The sequence below is a fragment of the Gimesia sp. genome (assembly GCF_040219335.1).
Classification (GTDB): domain Bacteria; phylum Planctomycetota; class Planctomycetia; order Planctomycetales; family Planctomycetaceae; genus Gimesia.
In genome coordinates, this window is sequence record NZ_JAVJSQ010000019.1 from 1 (window position 1) to 20,206 (window position 20,206).

The window sequence follows — 20,206 nt, forward strand, 5'->3', positions numbered from 1 at the left end:
CCACCGCACACAGAAACAACAGCAGATCGAACGCCCCCGCACCTGGAGAGAACTCAGGAAAACCAGGAAGCAATGGCAACAATTTGCTCTGGTGGGAAACTATTTGTAATCGGAGTTACTAGCGCCTTGCCGCTCAGGAGGTTTGCGGGGGCTTTGGTTTGAGTTTCCTGTTGTTAATCGGAGAGAGGGCTTGTGTAATAGACGAGTGTTTTTTGAAGTGAATTCTCAAATAGAGTGCTCGGTAATTTCAGGATAGAGACTTATGTCAGAACCAGCGGAGATCATTGAAGATTTGAACCTGGGCGAGTTGGAAGCGCAGTTCCGGCCCAGTCGTTTGCATCAAGCGGCGGGCTATATCATGGTGGTGCTGATCTTCGGGTGTGGAAGCTATTTTCTGATTTATTGTGCGACAAAATTAATCAGGCAGCACGATCGTCTTCCCGGTATCGGTGGGAAAGGAGAGACACTGTTTTCGTTAGGCTTTGGTTGCGTTTTTGGAATCGGAATGATGGTTGCCAGTATTTTCTTATTGCGCTGGCTACGGTCGGTTGCTTCCTTGAGCGTATTCCTGGGGGAAAACGGTTTTTGTGTCATTCGTGATCAGCGAGTTGAAGTTTATACCTGGGATCAGATTCGCTGGGTGCTGGAAACTGTAAGTATTGAAAGCCCCCCTCTGCTGGTCCCGCCGCTGAATCGTATTCTGCCCAAGACTACGAGTCGCAGTTTTATTATTTATCGGTATGACGGTACTGAATTTGGATTCGATAGAAGTTATCTCAAGGATCACTATGTCTTCGCGGATCTGGTGAAACAGAAAACAGATCAGCTTGGGATTTTCTGGAAGATCGTTGAAGTTCGCGATTAGTGATGCGATCTCCTGGTACTGATGGACGAGCTATTTAGACCGGACACATGGCACCCGGTGCGTCGGAAGGGATTGGGGAGATGGATGTGGATTGTTTGGTTGGTCTGAGACCTCTTGTTGCCTGCGGCAATCCCGGATTTTATCCGGGACCACCCGGTGGTTGTGAGGGGAATGGGTTCTGTTGCTGGTTGGTGGGTTGGTTGTTTGATCGATTACCGGCGGCTAGCGCCTAGCCGCTCAGGAGGTTTGGTAGATGTGGGGTTTGTTGGTGTGGGGATGTGCGATCCCCTGGCACTGTTGGACGTACCAACAGATGGCAGTCGGTGGGGGTTCATCTGGTGCTGTTGGGGAGTGTTATGTGGTTGTTTGTTGCGCGGCGGGCGGACACGTGGGTCCGCACCCTACGGTTGGGGTTGGGGAGATGAGTGTGGATTGTGTGGTTGAGCTGGGACCTCTTGTTGCCTGCGGCAATCCCGGATTTCATCCGGGACCACCCAGGGGTTGTGAGGGGAATGGGTTTTGTTGCTGGTTGGTGGATTGGTTGTTTGATCGATTACCGGCGGCTAGCGCCTTGCCGCTCAGGGGCTTGGGTTTCCTGGTTAATCGACTACGGTTGTCATGGGGCCTACGGCGGCGGTGGTGCTGTGGCCGAGGGGGTATTTTTTCAGGAGTTCCTGGATGTCGTCCAGTGAGATGTTGTTTAAGAGTTCGAGATCGTCGGCGACGGAGTAGTACTTCTGGCGGTAGACCCAGTTGCCTCCCAGGGAGGAGAGGCGGCCCATGGGGCGTTCGCTGCGGAGGACCAGTCGCGAGGCGAGTTTGTTTTTGGCGCGGTCCAGTTCTTCCTGGGTGATGCCATTCTGGTTCACGTCGTCGAAGATCTGCTGGATCAACTGGAGGTTACTTTCAATCAGATCAGGTTCGGAACAGAGATAGGTCAGCCAGGTGCCGCTGCCGTCGTATTCGTTGAAGCCGATCTCGGCGGATTCGGCCAGGCCGGGGTCGACCAGCTTCCAGTACAGGCGGCTGTTGGAGTCGTCGCCGATGACGACCGCGAGGATTTCTGCGGGGAGTCGCAGGATGTCGCGGGCGGAAGGAGCCGGAGCGAGCTGCATGATGTGCTGCTGCTGGGTCTTCTTCTCGGTGATGATCTGCGTGCCGGTTTTGGGCTGGGCTTCGTCGGTGGGACGGTCTGTCTGTCCGCCGGGCCAGTGGTCGCAGAATTTGTGTGCGAGCTCGAGGACCTTGTGCCAGTCGGCGTTGCCGGCGACCGCGAGGGTGAGGTTACCGGCGAGGTAATGTTTCGCGTGGTAATCGCGCATCTGCTCTGCGGTGAGGTCGGTGATGGACTGTACGGAACCGAGGATGCTCTGTCCCAGCGGGTGGCCCTGGAAGTGGGCCTGCATCACTTTTTCGTAGGCGGTGAAGCTGTGCAGGTCGTCGTACATGCCGATCTCTTCGAGGATGACCTTCTTCTCCATGTCGAAGTCGTCCTGGCGGAGACTGGGGTGGATCAGCGTGGAGAGCAGCTCCATCGCGGTGTCGATGTACTCGGGGAGAAACGAACCGTAATAGAGGGTGATCTCTTCGCTGGTCGAGGCGTTATAGTTCGCACCGATCTCGTCGAAGATGCGGTTGACATCGTCGGCCGTGTATTTTTCGTTCCCCTTGAAGGCCATGTGCTCGAGGAAGTGACTGACGCCGGAGACGTCGGCGGTTTCATCGCGCGAGCCGGTGCGGACGAAGTAGCCGATGGCGAGGCTGTGTGCGTTGGGATTGAGTTCGGCGATGATCTGCAGGCCGTTGTCCAGTTTGGTTTCATGAAAGATCACGGGGCACCTCCAGCGGTTTGGGGCCGATCGTTAAGACGGTGAAATTGGCGGCGGGATGAGCGTGGACATAACCAAGAATTCGGTCGGTCGTGAGCTGCTGAATTTCGTCGTGAATCTGATCGAGGGTCGTAATATGTTTGAGATAGAACCAGTCGCGGGCGATCGAAGCAGCGCGGGAAGATGTCGATTCCTGCGACATGATCAGCGAGCTTTTGGCGCGGGCCTTACAGCGTTCGAGTTCGGAGATGTCGATGCCTTCGCCGAGTCGCTGGAGTTCGTGGAGCGTGACGTCGAGTGTTTCCTGGGCCCGTTCGGAGGTGGTGCCTGCGTAACAGAGGACACGCCCGATGCCCGGCATGCCGACGAGCGAGGCGGAGACGGTGTAGCAGAGCCCCCGCTTTTCGCGGACTTCGGTAAACAGGCGGGCGCTCATGCCGCCACTGAGGATGCCGACGGCGGCCCAGGCGGTGTAATAGTCGGGATGGCCGTAGGGGACGGCGTCATAAGCGACGCCGAGGTGTGTCTGGGTGGTTTCCTGTTCGGTGAAGAAGGTTTTCTCGGTCGGGAAATCCAGAGCGGGTTCTTCGCGGCCGGCACTGGGTTCCCAGTCGCCGAAGAGGCTTTCGATGAGATCGCGGACTTCGTCGAAGTCGATGTTGCCGGCGATTCCGATGATAGTGTCGTCGGGATGGAAGCCTGCATTGTAATGGGTGCGGACATCATCGATGGTGATGCCTGCCAGGTGCGCGAGTTCGCCGTCACTGGGAAGTCCCCAGGGAGCGGGAAAGGCGCGGCGTTTGAGTTCGACGAGTGCTTTCTGCCGGGCATCGTCTTCGACCGACAAGAGGGCCTGAGCGACGCCGGCGCGGGAGGCATCGAACTGGTCCTCGGGCAGATGTGGCTCACGAATGATATGGGCATAGATTTTGAGGGTTTCGCCGATCTTGTCCGCGAGGGTTGCCCCGGTGAAGGTGATGTGGGCGTTGGAGACGCCTTCGTGTCGCTGAACGCCGAGGTTGTCGAGGGCACTGGAGAGCTGCTGGCTGTCGTACTCCCCTGCTCCGCGGGAGATCAGATCGGCGAGGATGCTGGCGGTGCCGTGTTTGTCGGGGGGATCGTAAATGCTGCCGCCGGGGACCATGATCGTGAATGCGGCCGACTGGACGTCGGGCATCGACTCGGTCACCAGTGTCAGCCCGTTTGGAAAACGATGCGTTTGAATCAGTTGTTTGCCCATACGGGTTGCAACCTTCCTGACTGGAGAGACGGTATAAACTGTGAGCAGAACGGGCGTCGCGGTGGGTCTCGGCTGAAGGGAGACAGCGTTTGTCGTTCTGCAGTTGGATGTTATCGGAAATACTGGGGCGATCTTAGCGACTCGGCTGGTGAATTGGTAGTGTCATTTCGGGCTGGGATGGGAGTGTTGCTGCAAATGGTTGAGATGAATTGGGGGAGGCTGAGATCGGGTTTTATCGATTGGGGAGGTTTCTGTTTTTTCACTGTTGGACAAGCCAACAGATGGCGCCCTACGGAAGGGGTTGGGGAGTTGAATATGGATTGTATCGTTGAGCTGGGACCTCCTGTTGCCTGCGGCAATCTCGGATTGCATCCGAGACCACCCGGTGTGGAGGTGCTGAGGGAAGCTTTCGCAATGTTTTACTGTCAGTTTCCTGCTCGCTGTGCTCGCCCCGAATTACATTCGGGGCTATCCATGTGGGGTTCAGTGGTGTTGATAAAAGTGAGAAAAAATTGTCAGGCGCTGGACATATTGGGGGTTGTTGATGTTAAGATGGGATGAGAGATGATTCCGGCAGCGTTCCCGTTTCAACTTGAGTCCCTCCCGAAGAATCCCCCCAGACAAAGGAATCCCCTGGTGCGAGCACATAACAAGTCGACAGCAATGAACCGAATTTCCAGAAGACGATTCCTGCGCCGGAGTCTGGCTGGAGTGGCAGGTATGGGAATAATGAAGATGATCTCCGACTCAATTCAGGCTGCAGAGAAAAAGGCATCACCCCAGCATTTACGCGTCGAAAAGATCGAGCGAACGACGGTGAAAGTTCCCTATCGTGAAGTGCCTGCCCGGAACATGGCACGCGAATTACCGCATTGGCAGTATACCGAAATTGTGGAAGTGCATTTGAAATCGGGGCACGTTGGCTTCGGTGAGACGCTGCTCTATTACACCTGGAACGCCACTTCAGATGAAGCCGTAGAGCGGGCGCAGGGTAAGAATGCGGCCGAGCTGATGTGGGATGACGATCTGGGAGCTGGGTTGCAGATGGCGCTGTTTGATGCGGTCGCGAAAGCAGCAGAAGTTCCCGTGCATGCGTTGCTGGGGAGGAAGGTTCACGACAAGACTCCCCTTTCATGGTGGAATATTGATACTTCGGTTGAGGATATGGCGCTGGAATGTGCCGAGGCTTACAAGCAGGGTTACATGTCCTACAAGACGAAAGGACGTCCGTGGTACGACGTGTGGGCCCAGGTTGAAGAGGCCAGCAAAGTGGTGCCGAAGGAGTTCAAGATCGACATGGACTTCAACGACACGCTGCTGGACGCAGAGCGTGCCCTGCCGATCCTGGCAGATCTGGCGCAGTATCCGCAGGTCGATATTTTTGAATCTCCGATTTTCCAGGATGACGTGGCGGGAAACAAAATTCTGATGGCGGCGACCGATGTAAATATCGCCATGCATTATGGAACGCCCGACCCGCTGATTGCGATTCGCGAAAACATCTGCGATGGCTTCGTGATCGGGCATGGTGCGCGCGAGCTGATGGCATCGGGAGCCGTGGCTGCGATGGCGGATAAACCGTTCTGGTTACAGCTGGTGGGTACGGGGATTACGGCTGCTTTCTCGCTGCATTTCGGTGCGGTGCTGAGTCATGCCACCTGGCCTGCTGTGAATTGTCACCAGTTGTACAAGTACAATCTGTTGACGGAGCCGATTGTGGTCAAAGAAGGGTTTGCTCAAGTCCCTGACAAGCCGGGCCTGGGATATGAACTGAATCGGGACATGCTTGAGAAGTTACGCGTCGAAAAACCGGAGTCTCGTCCTGAACCGCCGCGTTTGATTGAAACGACGTGGAAAGACGGACGGAAGATGTACTTCGGCAACACGGGTGAAGTCAACTTTGTCCTGAACCCGGCCCGCGATGGTAATGTGCCTTACTTTGAGCGGGGCGTCGACACGCGACTGGTTCCGAACGATGGTTCAAAGGAATGGAAAGAACTGTATCAGAAGTCGAACACCAAGCCGTTATTAATCAAAGGATAGGCGACGGCAGCCAGCAGCATGTTCGAAGAGAACTGATTAAGAACCGGAGCGTGAACCCTGCTTAGAGCGAGGGAGCTTCGACGTAGTGGCTGGGTTTGTAGAGGGTCCGTGTGAGGCGGAAGCCGATCGACCGGTAGAGGTTGATGGCGGGTTCATTCTCGGCGGTGACTTCGAGGTAAGCCCGTTTGACACCGGCTTCGCGGAAACCGATAAGGCATTTGGTGACCAGTGCCCTGCCGAGTCCGAGTCCGCGGTGTTTGGGGGTGATGCCGACGTTCTGAATCGCCCCCATGATGCGGCTGGGGACGATGGCCTGAATCGTGCCACAGTCGACGGGTTCTTCATTGCCCATGCCGTCCCAGGTAATGAGCCAGGTACCGCCGGGCAGGAAGTTGCGTTGTGTCGAGATATCACGCATCAGTTTGCGACAGCCGTCGATGTCTCCCAGGCAGGGAAAGACGCGGGCGTCGAGTTCGGAGCGGAAGCTGTGGTACTTGGTGATGGCGTGACGGTCGAGCGTGGTCAGTTCCCAGGGACACCAGCGGTAGCCTTCGGGCAGTGGGTCGTCTACCAGGCGCGCGTTGAGCAGGTCGATTTCCATGCGGAATCTACGAAAGTATGTTTCGGTGAAGTCCATGAGAAGCTCGCTGCTGCACGAGGAGTCGGATCGAAAACGGACCGGATAATTAGAATACTTAATTTTACCATTCTCTATACTAGTGTCAATCTGGGGAGTTCGATTCGGCAGGAAAGCGCTGATTTTCCTGTAGCGGGTGCCTGTCGTGGCTGATGTACCCGATGGTAGCAGTTCGCGTGATTTACTTAAAATGCGGGCTGGAACTGTCCAATGAAGAAAAACAGGAGATGCGAATTCAAATTTCGAGGTTTTCACTCAAGTTCCGGGAGTGGTGCTGCGGGATTGTCGGATCTGAAATTGTGGCTGTTTCCCTTAGTTGAAAAAACGGGTGAAACTTCTAGAATGAACTAACCGTTAGAGTTCATGTTTCCTGGTGAACATGATGACTCCCCGCCTCTGTTCCTACCCTGTTTGGAGTGATTCTCACAGTGACCGACAACAGTAACCTTGACGAATTGGTAAAACAGCATCAGGACATACTCGATGCTCACACGCGCGAGCACGTGCAGTGGCACTTCAATCCGGAAACGGGATCTCCCTACTGGCTGGAAAAAGCGAAGTCGTTCGACTTCGATCCGCTGACCGATGTGAACTGCTTCGAGGACTTGAACAAGTTTCCGCTGTTCGAAGATGATGAACTGCGGGGCGGGCCGGTTGATCGCTGGATTCCCAAGGCACTGCAGGGGAAGCCGACCTACGTCTTCGAGACTGGCGGTACGACAGGGATTCCCAAGTCACGCGTGGTAATCGACGACTTCCGTATCGACTATGAAAACTTCAGCGATACCCTGCCCGATGAGTATTTCCCCAAAGGCGCCAACTGGCTGATGCTGGGCCCGTCGGGGCCGCGTCGTCTGCGTCTGGCTGTTGAGCACATGGCTCAGCATCGGGGCGGGATCTCCTTCTGCGTCGACCTCGACCCCCGCTGGGTGGTCAAGCTGATCAAGAAAGGCAAGATCGACGAAGTTAAAGAATACAGTAATCACGTGATCGATCAGGCAATGACGATCCTGAGTGCGGGGCATGACATCAAGTGTATGTTTACCACTCCCAAACTGCTGGAAGCCCTGGCCATGCGTCTGATGGACGAAGGTTCGAGCATCGAAGAAGCCGGCATTAAAGGGATCTTCTGTGGTGGAACCGAATTCACACAACAGTGGTACCGTTTTGCCCGAGAAGAGCTGCTGGGTGAGAACGTCTTCATCACCCCGACCTACGGCAACACGCTGATGGGGCTGGCCTGCGGTAAGCCATTCGATCCGGCTGACAACTACAAAATCACTTATTATGCACCGCAGCCCCGTGCTGCGATTCGCGTGGTTGATTTCGACGATCACACCAAGGTGGTGGGTTACGGTGAAACCGGCCGCGTGAAGCTGTTTACCATGACTAAAGAACTGTTCATTCCCGGTTTCCTGGAACGCGATGAAGGGGAACGCGAAGAGCCACACGTCAAGTATCCCTGGGATGGCGTGAGTGGTGTGCGTCCCTTCCACAAAATTGCTTCGTCGACCACGGTGGGCGTTTACTAAGACGCAAGTGCTCGAGCAGTCAGAGATCGGCGACCGTCATTCAGGCGGTCGCTGTTGTTCCGACTGTCTGTACCGGATTGAACTTCTGAACTATTTTGCCTGGATGCAAATTGCTGCCTGATTTGCATTGAATTCACAAAGGATAGCCGCCGTGCTGGAAATACCTGTACTTCGCTGGGGTACCCCTTACGAAAGTTTCGACCAACAGGAAGTCGTTCATTTTGAAACAGGCGAGCCTCTCGCCAAAGTGCATCAGGCCAACGCCGGTCTGGTGAAAATGGACATGCGGAAAGCACAGCGGGCACGCGACCTGCTGCGAGAGATTCCGATTCCCAAGCTGCTGGAAATCTGCAAGAAAGCAGCCGAACTCTACATGACGGCGGAACTTCCGCTGGGCAACGGAACACAGACTCCCGAAGAGTTCTGCCGGATTCAGTCTGCCAGTACCGGGATGCCCGAGTGGATGTGTGCCAGCAACATGAAGAAGGTTTCCTTCGTGCTGGAACACATGGACGAGATTCTCGACGCCCTGACCCGCGGTCTGCCACTGGATATTCTGACAAAGGGGTATGGTAAAGAAGAGCGTGGCGTGATGCTGAGCTATCAGGCCAATTCGCCGGTACTGGGACTCGTGCTACCTTCTAACTCACCAGGCGTGCACACACTCTGGATGCCGATCCTGCCGATGCAGATCGGCCTGGTACTGAAGCCGGGATCATCTGAGCCCTGGACCCCTTATCGGATGACCGAAGCCTTCTGCCAGGCGGGGATTCCGCGGGAATGTATCTCCGTCTATCCGGGACCTCACGATGTGGGTTCCACGGTGACCGAGCTCTGTAAGCGGGTGATGGTCTTCGGCGGTCAGCAGACCATCGATAAGTACAAGGCGAACCCGAACGTGCAGGCGCACGGTCCCGGATTTAGTAAGATTCTGATTGGCGACGATGTTGTGGACCAGTGGGAAGATTACCTCGACCTGATCGTGGACAGTATCTACCTGAACGGTGGTCGCAGTTGCGTCAACGCATCCGGCGTCTGGGCATCGCGGCATACTGAAGAGATTGCAGACGCGATCGCCAAACGGCTGGGACCGGTTGGACCAACCTCGATGACCGATCCCGAAGCTCCATTGGCTGCGTTCACCATGACCGGTGCCGCCAAGGCGATGAATGGTCAGATTGAAGAAGGACTCAAAGAGTCCGGCGTGACCGAAGTGACTGAAAAGTATCGCGACGGTGATCGATTGATCGAGATGGAACGCTGCGATTATCTGCGTCCGACCATCGTGCACTGTGACAATCCCGACGCGACGCTGGCGAACACCGAGTACATGTTCCCCATGGCATCGGTCGTGAAATGCGAACAGAAAGACATGCTGAAAAAGATCGGCATGACGCTGGTCTGCTCTGTATTTACTGAAGATCAGGACTGGACGCAGCAGCTGCTGGATGCAACACAGATCGACCGGTTGAATATCGGTCCGGTGAAGACGAATGCTCTGAACTGGTTGCAGCCGCACGAAGGGAATATTGTCGAATTCCTGTTCCGGGCGCGTGCCTTCCAGAACGAACCTCCGGCCGCTCACTGAGCCGGCCAGGTTACATGTTTCGAATTCTCACTGCAGACCGTCTGGTGAAAATCAGGCGGTCTGAATCAGTGAGGAGTGAGTCTGCTCCCGGATCTGGCTGGCCAGTGCTTCAGGAGAATCTGACATCAACCATTGCACGATTCGCCAGTCGGACCACCGCGGATCGGGATCGCTGGAAGGACCTGCGATGAAGCCGAGGTGTCCCCCCTGCTCTGTGAGATACAGGGTGACCTTGTCGTGGTTCGCGAGTTTTTCAATCGCGGGCTGGTAGGATTCAAACGGGATCAGCGGGTCGTCCTTGGCGGAGATAATCAGCGTCGGAACCGAGATTTCCGGCAGGACATCACAGGGGCTGCAGCGGTTGTAATAATCTTCGGCAGACTCAAAACCGGCCAGCGGTGCAGTGAACTGATCGTCGAATTCAAGTAGCGTGCGTGGATAGTTCGCTCCGGTGATTTTGTGAGTGTGTTCCTGGTACTGATGCGACTTGCGGATCTGTTTGATGAGGTTCGTTACAAAGTGCCGCTGGTAGCGACCGAATAGAGGTTTGCCAAATACATGGACACTTTCTGCGAGGCGGAGCGGCGGATTGAGGACCAGCGCCCGATCGACGAGTTCCGAACCCGGTTTGTGACGGGCAAGGTAATTCAGTGTGATTGTGCCGCCGAGGGAAAAACCCACGACGCCGATCGGCGAACGCGGGCACATGAACTCGATCTGTTCGAGGGCGACCTGCAGGTCGTGAAAGCTGCCGGCGTGGTACGGAGATTTAGCAAGTCCCGTCCCTGCCCCACAGCCGCGGAGATCCATGCGAAACACACGAACTCCCCGCGCATTCAGCTTATGTGCCAGGCGGATCATGTAAGAACTCTGGTGACATCCCGACAAGCCGTGCAGCAGGATTACTACGCGGTCCCCCGGTTTCCAGGGGCCCGGGCAGTCATCGTGCAGAATCAACAGGTCGCTGTCAGGCAGGCGGCACGAATGCTGCTCTGCCTGATAGGGCGTTTTCACACGCGAGTGAAACTGCCCTACGATCGTCTGCAGATGAGGGTTTTTATAGAGACGATGCGGCACAAACGGTGGAAATACCAGATCACTCTTCATTCAGCTTGATTCCTGCGGAACACACTTGAAATTAGCGAATCAGACGAAGGCCGCGGTGGTCGGCTTGATGGTCAGATCCTGAACGTGAGCACGAGGCGGTAACTGGCTGATCATCAAAACGGCAGCAGCAACGTCCTCGGGCTGCAGAATTTTGGCGCGATGTTCTTTGCTGACGGGCACAGGCCGTTCGTCCAGAATCGGAGTTTCAACTTCACCCGGGTATATGGTGGAAACTCGAATCCCACGGTCTTTTTCCTCCTGGGCGACGGTGGTTCCCAGCGCAGTCATCGCAAACTTGGATGCATTATAGGCGACGCCGCCGAGCAGAGCAGCCCGCAAACCGGAAATCGAACAGATATTAATGATCAGTCCGTCCTGGCGTTCCCGCATCTGGGGCAAAACCGCCTGCATGCAGTTGAAAGCTCCGGTCGCGTTAACAGTCATCAGGCGATCCCAGTCCTCCGGGGAGACAACTTCCATGGAGCGGTCTCGGCAGTTGATGCCGGCACAATGGACGAGGATGTCAATCTGGCCCAGTTTCTCGTTGGCTGCTTTGAAGAAAGCCGCAACGCTGTCACGATCGGCGACATCGATCACATGGTAGTCAACTTTGCCTTCGGCCTTGGCAGCAACTTTCTCCAGTGGTTCCTGACGACGGCCACCCACGACGACATCCGCACCGGCCTGGGCTAATATGAGGGCACAGGCCTCTCCGATTCCAGTCCCTCCCCCGGTAACAACAACTTTCTTATTTTCTAATCCTGGCATGTTTCTGTTTCTCAATCTGGTGATATAGACAGGTGGGTCAATTCAAGGCGGGTCCTCAGTTGGAACCTGTCCCAATCTTACGAAAAATCAGATTGAAAAGAAATGATGTGCAGAGGGAAACCGGGATAATTCAGGCTTCCGCAGGCGTCTGTACAGAGGGTTTTCGACGCGGGGGCGCGAAGAGAAATGTGAGCAGAACCAGCAGCCCGAACAGCGTATAGCAGACCGTAAAGACCCAGGGAGCCGCATCGAAAAAGAGCGCATCATGGACCCAACTGGCAATAAAATCACCCTCATAAGAGGTTTCTCCCGCCTGGTCACGCAACCATTTTTCCAGCGTGGTCAGCGGACAGACGATACCCAGCAGGGATTCGGCTACGACGAACAGAATCGAACCCAGGTGGATCAGCCGGAATTTGAAATTGCGAATCCAGTTCCATCCGGCCAGGGCGCCGAGCATGATCAGCAACTGTCCGATCAGAACGAACAGCACAAAGGTGAAGTGAATCACCACAATGGTATCCGCGGCCAGCTTGCTCAGAAATTGGGTATCGTGAAAATTCATCTCCACTTCTTCACTTCTTCCAGCGAGACAGGAAACTGTAGACGGGAATAACTTTTAATCCAGAGGCTCTCTCTTAGGAGACGCCGGGTTGATTGAATATTCCTGAAAATGAGAGAGAATTCTCAAATTGTACCGAACTGGACTCTGAGTGGCGATTTGTGAAAATGAAGTTATGATGATTGGCAGCACGACTTATATTCAGTTCAAGGAGACTTCGCTATAATGGCGTTGAGTTCCGAATGACCGTCGATATCATGCTCAATCGATGAGTCAGCCATGAAGATGGATATAGGTGTGTTGATGACGGGACGTCGAATTTTGGGAACACGCATCGGAAAAGAAACTGTGAAGTCATCCGCAGAACAGCAACAGAATGAGGGACGCTCTGCCTCGGCGAAGTCTTCAGTCGCAGCAGACGCGCGTTCTACTAATCGCGGGACGGAAACGCTGATGAGAAAAGTGCGGCGGGGACGATTACGGTTACCGATCACCTTAAGTGTCGTACTGATGATCCTGAACGTCGCACTCATGGTGTTCTGGATCATTCTGGCGGCGCAAATCTACTGGTGGACGGCCCTGGCGATCGGTACGGTCGTCTTCGTGTTGATTCTGGTGGGACTCTCGCTGTATCTCGTGCTGACCATCAAGGAAGTTCGCCTGAATCAACGTCAGTCTGATTTTATCGACAGTGTGACGCACGAACTGAAAACACCACTCGCTTCGCTGAGACTTTACCTGGAAACACTACAGCTTCGTCAGCTTTCTGATGAGCAGCGAGGCGAATTTTATGTCACGATGAAGACTGAGCTGGAACGACTGGATCATCTGATTTCGCAGCTCCTGGAGGTGAAACGTCTGGATGCGCTGGGGATGCAGTCCGATCCGGAAGACATTCTGCTGGAACCTTTGATTCGCCACTGTGCCAAGCTGGAATGTAATCGTCGTCAACTGGATATCGACCAGGTATGCGAGTTCGATTTTGAGGCCGCCACGGTACATACACGCAGAATTCTACTGGAAATGATCTTTCGCAACGTGATCGACAATGCCATCAAGTATGGCGGTGATGTGCCGAAGGTTCAGATTCAAGTTCGCGTGAGCAGTGGTGGCCGGGTGATTTCCCGAGTGATGGATAATGGCGAAGGGGTCGATCCGGAAATCCGCAAAGAGATCTTTAAAATCTTCTATCGAGGCGAAAGTGAGCTGGAGCGGCGCAAAACAGGAACGGGACTGGGCCTGTATATTGTACGGACACTGGTACATCTGCTGGGCGGCAAAGTCACCGTACATGATCGACTGGACCAGGCCGGGAGCGTATTTGCCATCGATTTGCCAGGGAAAGCGGAAGCATGAAGTTACTTGTTGTTGAAGACGAAAAAGCACTCGCACAGGGTTTAAAGTTCAACTTCGAACAGGAAGGTTATACGGTACTGACTGCCGAGGACGGTCCCACTGCGATCCGTCATTTCGAAGAATGCTATGAGTCGGACGGGGAGAGTATTGACCTGGTCGTACTGGACCTGATGCTGCCGGGAATGAGCGGATATGAAATTGCCAAGGAGATCCGCCGGATCGACGAAGTCGTGCCAATCCTGGTCCTCAGTGCCCGCGAGCTGAGTGAAGACAAGGCCTACGCCTTCGATTGCGGGACCGATCAGTATATGACGAAGCCGTTCGCCCTGCCCGAACTGTTGAGCCGCGTCAAGAACCTGCTCAAGCGGAAAAGCCTGGTCCAGAAAGCACCAGTCACGACGCGGAAGATGCCCAATGAATACCAGTTCGGTAATGTGACGGTGGACTTTGAAGCATTTGAAATCGAAGTCGATGGCGAGAGGAAAAGCCTGACCAACCTGGAGTTGCGGCTGCTCCAGTATTTCATCGAGCATGAGGGAATGGTGCTGACGCGAGCCCAGATTCTGGACGACGTCTGGGGCGAGCAATCTGCCTTTGTGACCACCCGTACCATCGATAATTTCGTGCTGCGGCTGCGAAAACTGGTCGAGAGCAATCCTGCCGAACCAGTGCACATTGTTTCCGTACGTGGGGCCGGATATCGCTTCATGCCGGAAGAAATGTCGGAGTGATCGAGTGGACAAGTGTGCGATTTCTTGAGGGTTTTCGGCTCTAAGCCCTGAAATTGCAGACTTTTTTTAACTTTGACATAACTTTGACAATTATATGACCCTTCCCAGACACCTCGTGACGAACTCATTGTTAGAATTCCGCCCAAGTGAGAGATCAGCGGAAGTCTGGTTTCTGCAAATAAACCATCAAGACATCTAACGAAACGATGAGGATATTATGGCGAGTGTCATCTTAGAGCAACCTCCTGAGAATCAATCCACGGTTACAGCTCAGCCGAAGAAATCCAAAAAACGCGAAGAGCGCGAGCAGATCATTTCCAGGTTCCACAAAGAGAACCTGAAATGGAGTAATGTGGACTGGGTCATTCTGTTGTGGATGGCAGGCATTCACATCGGTGCTGTCGCGGCGTTTTTCTTCATCTCCTGGCAGGCCGTCGTGACCTGTCTGGTACTGCACTGGGCCACCGCCAGTATTGGCATCTGCCTGGGCTACCACCGTTACCTCTCACATAAATCCATGAAGCTGCGTGCTCCTGCTGAGTTCTTCGTGTTGCTCTGTGGCGTGCTGTCGGGCGAAGGTTCACCGCTGACCTGGGCCGCGACTCATCGCCTGCATCACCAGAAATCTGACAAGCACGGTGATCCGCACTCTCCGTTTGAGGGAACCTTCTGGTCTCACCTGCTCTGGCTGTTCGTTTATCGCAGCAAGGAAGTCAACCAGAAGTTCTTCGAGCACTATGTGCCCGACATGAAAGATCGTAAGATGCTGCAGTTCTTCGAAAAGACCTACGGACTCTGGGTGGTTGGTTCCGGCTTCGTCCTGTTCGGCATTGGATACGCAATGGGCGGAATGTACATGGCCTGGTCAATGCTGCTCTGGGGCCTGTGTGCCCGGATGGCATTTGTTTACAACTCAACCTGGTTTGTGAACTCCGCGACACACCTGTGGGGTTACCGCAACTATGAAACGACCGATCAGTCCAAGAACCTGTGGTGGGTCGCAATCGTCGCTTACGGCGAAGGCTGGCATAACAATCACCACGCCCATCCTTCCGTGGCACCCGCCGGTCACCGCAAATGGGAATTCGACATTACCTGGTGGTCCATCAAAGCACTGCGGGCTATCGGGCAGGCATACGATGTTAACGATCGGATTCCTCAGAAGAATGCCGAGCCGGAAATTGATCCGGAGCCTGGTAAGAACGGTATCGTAGTCGCGAAGTAAACACGTTCATTGAATAAATATTGAAAAAGCCCTGACTGGCGAAAACCGGTCAGGGCTTTTTTTATGCATGAATGAGATTAAAGAGGATGTCAGCCTTGTTTAATCTGTTCCAGATACCCCGGTCTTAAGACGTTTTCGCACCACTGAGCGGCTTTGAGCAGATCGTCAAATTTATCGGGATGTCCAGTGATCTGGATTCCCAGCGGCAGGCCGGTCTCACTGACAGCGACCGGAATGGTGATCGTCGGGAAACCGGTCAGGCTCCAGGGGGCATTCATACCAGGATTCCCGGTCGTTGTCGTGTCGGGAGCTGCTCCAAAGGTGGCGGGAGAGATCAGGATTTCGGAACGGGCGAAACAGCGTCGCATGATCTGGCTGATTGTATTCTGGTAGTCCAGGCAGGCCTGATAGCGTTCCTGGGAAACTCCCCTGCCCGCTTCGAGGACGTCGCTGATCGCAGGACCATAATGTTCCCGGTTCTGTTCGTAATCCTCGCCTAACTGGTGCAACATTTCGTACTGCATCAGGCTCAAGTGCTCTTCCAGGATCGAATCAAATTCGGATGGCAGTGGACATTCTCGAATCGGAGCACCAGCGGCGTTCAGTTCATCGGAAGCCATTGTGAGCGCCTGTTGCATTTCGGGTTCCGCACGCGCTGAGAAAAAACCGGAAAGCCAGCCGATCCGCGGTGGTTCGATCACCGGCTCCACGAGTAATGGCAGATATGTCGCCTGGTCGGTCATACAGTCCAGCATGATAACCAGGTCAACCACGGTTTGGGCAATCGGTCCGACATGATCCAGATGATCCGAGAGCAGGATGACGCCATTTCGGTCAACCATTCCAAATGTGGGCTTCAGCCCGGCAACTCCGCAATACGCAGCCGGGCGAATGATGGAGCCTCCGGTCTGGGTGCCCACTGCAGCCAGGCACATGCCTGCAGCGACAGCGGCGGCAGAACCACTTGACGAACCACCAGGCGTGTGTGCCTTGTTCCAGGGGTTACGCGTAGGGGGCGGATCAAAACTGGCAAGTTGCGTCGTCACTGTTTTGCCGGGAAAGACAGCACCTTCCAGCCGCAAATTAGCGACCAGTCTCGCGTCCTGGGAGGCAGGGGTCTCGTCGCGCGATTCCAGCCCGGCCCGGGTGGGCATACCTTTGACATCGATGATGTCCTTGATGCCGACGGGGATGCCATGCAGCGGACCCCGCCAGACGCCTCGTTGAATTTCCGCGTCCAGTTCATCAGCCTGTTGGAAGGCGGACTCGCGATCAAGGTAAGCCCAGGCGTGGATGACATCTTCTTCCGCATCGATTTTTCGGAAGCACTGTTCCAGAAGTTCGCGGCACGAGAGCGTGCCTGCCTTGAGGGCCTGTTGTGTGTCTGCGATGGTTTGAGGTGGTGTCTGGAACAGATTCATAATCGGTTTCTGATATATGGGTGCGGATTATCACAGGTTTTTTTGATTTTCAATGATTCCGGGTCGGAAATCAAATGGCAGTGGGTTGACGATTGGAAAATTAGCTCCATAATGCATGGTTCACGCGTTGATACGCTATCAATTCAGGGGCGGAATGCTGTCCCCGAGTATGGTGGGGTAGTCGTTGACCGGGTCAGATCTTAACCGAAGCAGCCCACAGCGGTTTATTCCAGGTGTACGAGGGGGCAGTATTTCGCCCCTGTTTTTATTTCCCGTGTCGATTCGCGATGCAGATCTCAATCAGGGCTACTCTCTCACTGGATAAACAGCCCGGAGTCTCCTATTGTAGATGTTTGAGCAGTCAGACGATTGCCGTTTGCCAAACAATGCCTCTATTTGATTTCGATCTCTGAAGTTACGCATGTCCAAACAATCACTACAGTACACCGTGCTGGCCCGTCGTTTTCGCCCGCAAAACTTCTCGGAAGTGGTGGGACAGGAAATGGTCGCCCGGGCGCTGCAGAACGCCATCCGGGGAGACCGGGTTGCCCACGCCTACCTGTTTACCGGTGCCCGCGGAGTCGGTAAAACGTCGATGGCCCGAATTTTAGCCAAGGCGCTGAACTGTCCCAACACGCAGGATGGAATTCCCTGCGGCGAGTGCGAAATCTGTCAGAACATCGCGACAGGCAGCGATGTCGACGTACTGGAAATCGATGGTGCCTCGAACCGCGGGATTGATGATATCCGATCTCTGCGGGCCAATGTCAATGTGCGTTCGATGCGATCGAAATACAAGATCTACATCATCGACGAAGTGCACATGCTGACGAAAGAGGCCTTCAACGCGCTGCTGAAAACGCTGGAAGAGCCGCCTCCGAACGTTAAATTCATCTTCTGTACAACCGAGCCGAACAAGTTACCCGATACGATTCTGTCCCGTTGTCAGCGGTTCGATTTCGGATATATCGAAGAGACAAGTATCTGTGAGCGACTCAGGCAGATTGCGGAAGCAGAAGGGGTCACGGTTGCCGATGATGCCATCCAACTGGTTGCCCGGCGGGCCGGCGGTTCAATGCGTGACAGCCAGTCCATTTTTGACCAGCTGCTTTCGTTTGGTGAAGATAAACTGACTGCAGAAGGCGTGCACCGTATTCTGGGGACTGCCAGTGATGAGCGTTTGATTGAACTGCTGGATGCGTTGATGCAGCAAAAGCGGGATGTGGCGCTCTCACTGTTTGATGCGGCCCTGACCTCAGGCGTGCAGCTCAATGAGCTGGTTGATCAGCTCCTGAATTACCTGCGCGATCTGTCGGTCGTGGCGAGTGGCGCCAATGATGTTACGCTGCTGGCCATCTCGGAAAATAATCGGGAGAGCCTGCAACGACAGGCAGAGGTCTGGGGGATTCATACCTGTCTGGCCGCGTTTCAGGTATTGAATGAATCGCGGAATAAAATGTTCCGCGCCAGCCATGGTCGTGCCCTGGTCGAGCTGGCGTTGATCCGGATGTCTCTGCTGGAAGACCTCGACCAGTTGTGTGCGTTTGTGAAATCAGGAGGGGCTGTGCCAGCGATGGCAGCCGCTCCCCCTCCCGCGGTCTCCGCAGCCCCGGTTTCGGCTCCCGCTCCCCCTCCCCGGGAAGCCCCTTCCCGTCCGGAACCAGCTCCTCAACCGGCTGTCGATCAAAAAAAAATTGAAAAAAAAAATGAAAATCAATCGGTTGTAGCGTCAAATTCAATTGAAAGCACTCCTCCTGCCCGGGATTTGATTCCACTACGGGCTGGGATGGAAAGTTTACTGTTGTCGCAACTTATTGAAAATACAGGGGATCTGTTGAAAGACTCCCTGAAGGGAGTGGCGTCAATAGCAATTTCTGGGCCGAAACAGCTGGATTTACAATTCTCCAAGAGCTATAATTTCGCAAAACAATACTGCGAACGACCTGAGATGTTGGTCAAACTCGAAGCAGCATTGGAAAAACTGACAGGAGAGCGGGCCAAGATCCGCCTGATTGTTCAGGAGCCAGCAGAGGCTGAAGAGGCCGCAGATGAAAATAACACACTGGCACAAAAAAAACGGGTAGAAAAACGAGATCTGGCACCTGCTGGAGATGAATTTCTGCAAGAGGCTCTGACTGTGTTTAATGCCCAGAGCGTGCGAGTGGATGTCTTAAAAGTCAAAACGGAAGAGAAAAAAGAGGAATCATAGCCATGTTTAAAGGACTGGGAAATCTGGCCGGCATGATGAAGCAGTTTTCGGAAATGCAGGGACGGATGCAGGAAATGCAGGACAAACTGGCCAAGCTGAAGTTCGAAGGCGCCGCAGGTGGTGGCATGGTGACTGTAGAAGCAAACGGCCAGCAGAAAATTCTGGGTGTCACCATTGATCAGACACTGATGGAGAGCGGTGATAAGGAAATGCTGGAAGATCTGGTTACCGCAGCAACCAATGCCGCTCTCGATAAAGCCCGCGAAGGCGCAGCGGAAGAAATGGCTCAAATCACAGGAGGTCTGAATATCCCCGGTCTCGATGAGGCATTGTCCAAGTTCAATCCCAATTCATAGGCTGAGGGGCTCCTCCCCCTGATTTCCAGCCAGGCTCGCTGGTTCTCGTTCATCGATTTCTCATTTTAAAGAGTTCACTTTTATGTCGTTTCGTGGAAGAGAGAATCAGTCTCATCCTTACGGTTCCAGCGTGGGGCAATTGATTGACCAGTTTGCTACGCTGCCCGGAATCGGTCGCAAGTCGGCGGAACGTCTGGCACACTATGTCCTCTCGATTCCTGAGGCCGAGGCGCGTCAACTGGCAGATGCCATCATTGCCGTAAAACAGGCGATTCATCCCTGCAAGATCTGCTTCAACCTGACCGAACACGAAGTCTGCAGTATCTGTGCGGATCCGCGACGGGATAAAAAACTGGTCTGCGTTGTCGAGCAGCCCCGGGATGTGGTTTCTCTGGAAGCCACCAGTTCATTTCAAGGTGTGTATCATGTGCTGCAGGGGCGAATTTCTCCCCTGGAAGGAGTCGGTCCCGATGATTTGACGATCAATGCCCTGGTGCGACGTGTGAAGCAGGATGGTGTTCAGGAAATTATTATGGCTACCAATCCGACCCTGGAAGGGGACGGGACTGCGCTCTACATTTCGAATCTGCTCGAACACGAAAATGTGGAAATTACCAGGCTGGCGCGCGGAATTGCTTCCGGGAGCGTCCTGGAATTTGCGAATAAAGAGATGTTGGCGGATGCCTTGCAGGGACGACAAAGGTTCTAGGTTTTCATTTTCATTTGTTTCTTTAACA

General features: G+C 54.4%; 17 protein-coding genes. 10 read left to right on the forward strand and 7 right to left on the reverse strand.

Annotation, left to right across the window (positions count from 1 at the left end; genetic code table 11):
- Nucleotides 1–262 precede the first annotated feature (262 nt).
- On the forward strand, nucleotides 263–865 hold the full coding sequence (locus tag RID21_RS15100) for a hypothetical protein (RefSeq protein ID WP_145040511.1): 603 nt from the start codon (nucleotides 263–265) through the stop codon (nucleotides 863–865).
- A gap of 599 nt (nucleotides 866–1,464) precedes the next feature.
- Here RID21_RS15100 and RID21_RS15105 read toward each other — a convergent pair.
- The gene (locus RID21_RS15105; protein ID WP_145184444.1) at nucleotides 1,465–2,697 is read right to left on the reverse strand and encodes a M16 family metallopeptidase; all 1,233 of its coding nucleotides are present in this window, start codon (nucleotides 2,695–2,697) and stop codon (nucleotides 1,465–1,467) included.
- The gene (locus RID21_RS15110) at nucleotides 2,684–3,934 is read right to left on the reverse strand and encodes a M16 family metallopeptidase (RefSeq protein WP_350190202.1); all 1,251 of its coding nucleotides are present in this window, start codon (nucleotides 3,932–3,934) and stop codon (nucleotides 2,684–2,686) included. The genes RID21_RS15105 and RID21_RS15110 overlap by 14 nt, the downstream gene beginning before the upstream one ends.
- Nucleotides 3,935–4,654: 720 nt before the next feature.
- Between RID21_RS15110 and RID21_RS15115 the strand changes: the two genes are divergently transcribed.
- Nucleotides 4,655–5,977, forward strand: a complete 1,323-nt coding sequence (locus RID21_RS15115) for a mandelate racemase/muconate lactonizing enzyme family protein (protein ID WP_350190204.1) — start codon at nucleotides 4,655–4,657, stop codon at nucleotides 5,975–5,977.
- Between the two features lie 61 nt (nucleotides 5,978–6,038).
- On the opposite strand, the gene RID21_RS15120 is transcribed toward RID21_RS15115, so the two are convergent.
- The gene (locus tag RID21_RS15120; RefSeq protein WP_350190206.1) at nucleotides 6,039–6,614 is read right to left on the reverse strand and encodes a GNAT family N-acetyltransferase; all 576 of its coding nucleotides are present in this window, start codon (nucleotides 6,612–6,614) and stop codon (nucleotides 6,039–6,041) included.
- Between the two features lie 428 nt (nucleotides 6,615–7,042).
- On the opposite strand from RID21_RS15120, the gene RID21_RS15125 reads away from it, so the two are divergent.
- Entirely contained in the window at nucleotides 7,043–8,146 is a 1,104-nt protein-coding gene (locus RID21_RS15125; RefSeq protein ID WP_350190208.1) for a hypothetical protein, read from the forward strand.
- Nucleotides 8,147–8,297: 151 nt separating this feature from the next.
- Nucleotides 8,298–9,734, forward strand: a complete 1,437-nt coding sequence (locus tag RID21_RS15130) for an aldehyde dehydrogenase family protein (RefSeq protein WP_350190210.1) — start codon at nucleotides 8,298–8,300, stop codon at nucleotides 9,732–9,734.
- Between the two features lie 51 nt (nucleotides 9,735–9,785).
- Here RID21_RS15130 and RID21_RS15135 read toward each other — a convergent pair whose 3' ends face one another.
- The 3 genes from RID21_RS15135 to RID21_RS15145 all read right to left on the reverse strand — a co-directional run bounded on the left by RID21_RS15135 (nucleotide 9,786) and on the right by RID21_RS15145 (nucleotide 12,174).
- Entirely contained in the window at nucleotides 9,786–10,841 is a 1,056-nt protein-coding gene (locus tag RID21_RS15135; RefSeq protein WP_350190212.1) for a YheT family hydrolase, read from the reverse strand.
- A 39-nt stretch (nucleotides 10,842–10,880) separates the two neighbouring features.
- The gene (locus RID21_RS15140; RefSeq protein WP_145440247.1) at nucleotides 10,881–11,609 is read right to left on the reverse strand and encodes an SDR family oxidoreductase; all 729 of its coding nucleotides are present in this window, start codon (nucleotides 11,607–11,609) and stop codon (nucleotides 10,881–10,883) included.
- Nucleotides 11,610–11,739: 130 nt separating this feature from the next.
- Complete coding sequence (locus RID21_RS15145) at nucleotides 11,740–12,174, reverse strand: DUF2784 domain-containing protein (RefSeq protein WP_350190214.1); 435 nt, start codon at nucleotides 12,172–12,174, stop codon at nucleotides 11,740–11,742.
- Between the two features lie 276 nt (nucleotides 12,175–12,450).
- On the opposite strand from RID21_RS15145, the gene RID21_RS15150 reads away from it, so the two are divergent.
- From RID21_RS15150 to RID21_RS15160, 3 genes are all read left to right on the forward strand, one after another.
- Nucleotides 12,451–13,527, forward strand: a complete 1,077-nt coding sequence (locus RID21_RS15150; RefSeq protein ID WP_350190216.1) for a sensor histidine kinase — start codon at nucleotides 12,451–12,453, stop codon at nucleotides 13,525–13,527.
- A complete protein-coding gene (locus RID21_RS15155; RefSeq protein ID WP_350190218.1) occupies nucleotides 13,524–14,258 on the forward strand; it encodes a response regulator transcription factor in 735 nt (244 codons plus the stop codon). The genes RID21_RS15150 and RID21_RS15155 overlap by 4 nt, the downstream gene beginning before the upstream one ends.
- A gap of 217 nt (nucleotides 14,259–14,475) precedes the next feature.
- Complete coding sequence (locus RID21_RS15160) at nucleotides 14,476–15,483, forward strand: acyl-CoA desaturase (protein ID WP_350190220.1); 1,008 nt, start codon at nucleotides 14,476–14,478, stop codon at nucleotides 15,481–15,483.
- An 89-nt stretch (nucleotides 15,484–15,572) separates the two neighbouring features.
- Here RID21_RS15160 and RID21_RS15165 read toward each other — a convergent pair whose 3' ends face one another.
- Nucleotides 15,573–16,904, reverse strand: coding sequence for an amidase (locus RID21_RS15165; protein WP_350190222.1), 1,332 nt, complete (start codon nucleotides 16,902–16,904; stop codon nucleotides 15,573–15,575).
- 421 nt (nucleotides 16,905–17,325) lie between these two features.
- On the opposite strand from RID21_RS15165, the gene dnaX reads away from it, so the two are divergent.
- The 3 genes from dnaX (at nucleotide 17,326) to recR (ending at nucleotide 20,178) form a co-directional block, all read left to right on the forward strand.
- Nucleotides 17,326–19,113, forward strand: coding sequence for a DNA polymerase III subunit gamma/tau (gene dnaX, locus RID21_RS15170; RefSeq protein ID WP_350190224.1), 1,788 nt, complete (start codon nucleotides 17,326–17,328; stop codon nucleotides 19,111–19,113).
- A 2-nt stretch (nucleotides 19,114–19,115) separates the two neighbouring features.
- Nucleotides 19,116–19,469 carry a YbaB/EbfC family nucleoid-associated protein gene (locus tag RID21_RS15175; RefSeq protein WP_350190226.1) on the forward strand — a complete coding sequence of 118 codons (354 nt, stop codon included), beginning with the start codon at nucleotides 19,116–19,118 and terminating at the stop codon, nucleotides 19,467–19,469.
- Nucleotides 19,470–19,551: 82 nt separating this feature from the next.
- Nucleotides 19,552–20,178, forward strand: a complete 627-nt coding sequence (gene recR / locus RID21_RS15180) for a recombination mediator RecR (protein WP_350190228.1) — start codon at nucleotides 19,552–19,554, stop codon at nucleotides 20,176–20,178.
- The last annotated feature ends 28 nt before the right edge of the window (nucleotides 20,179–20,206 follow it).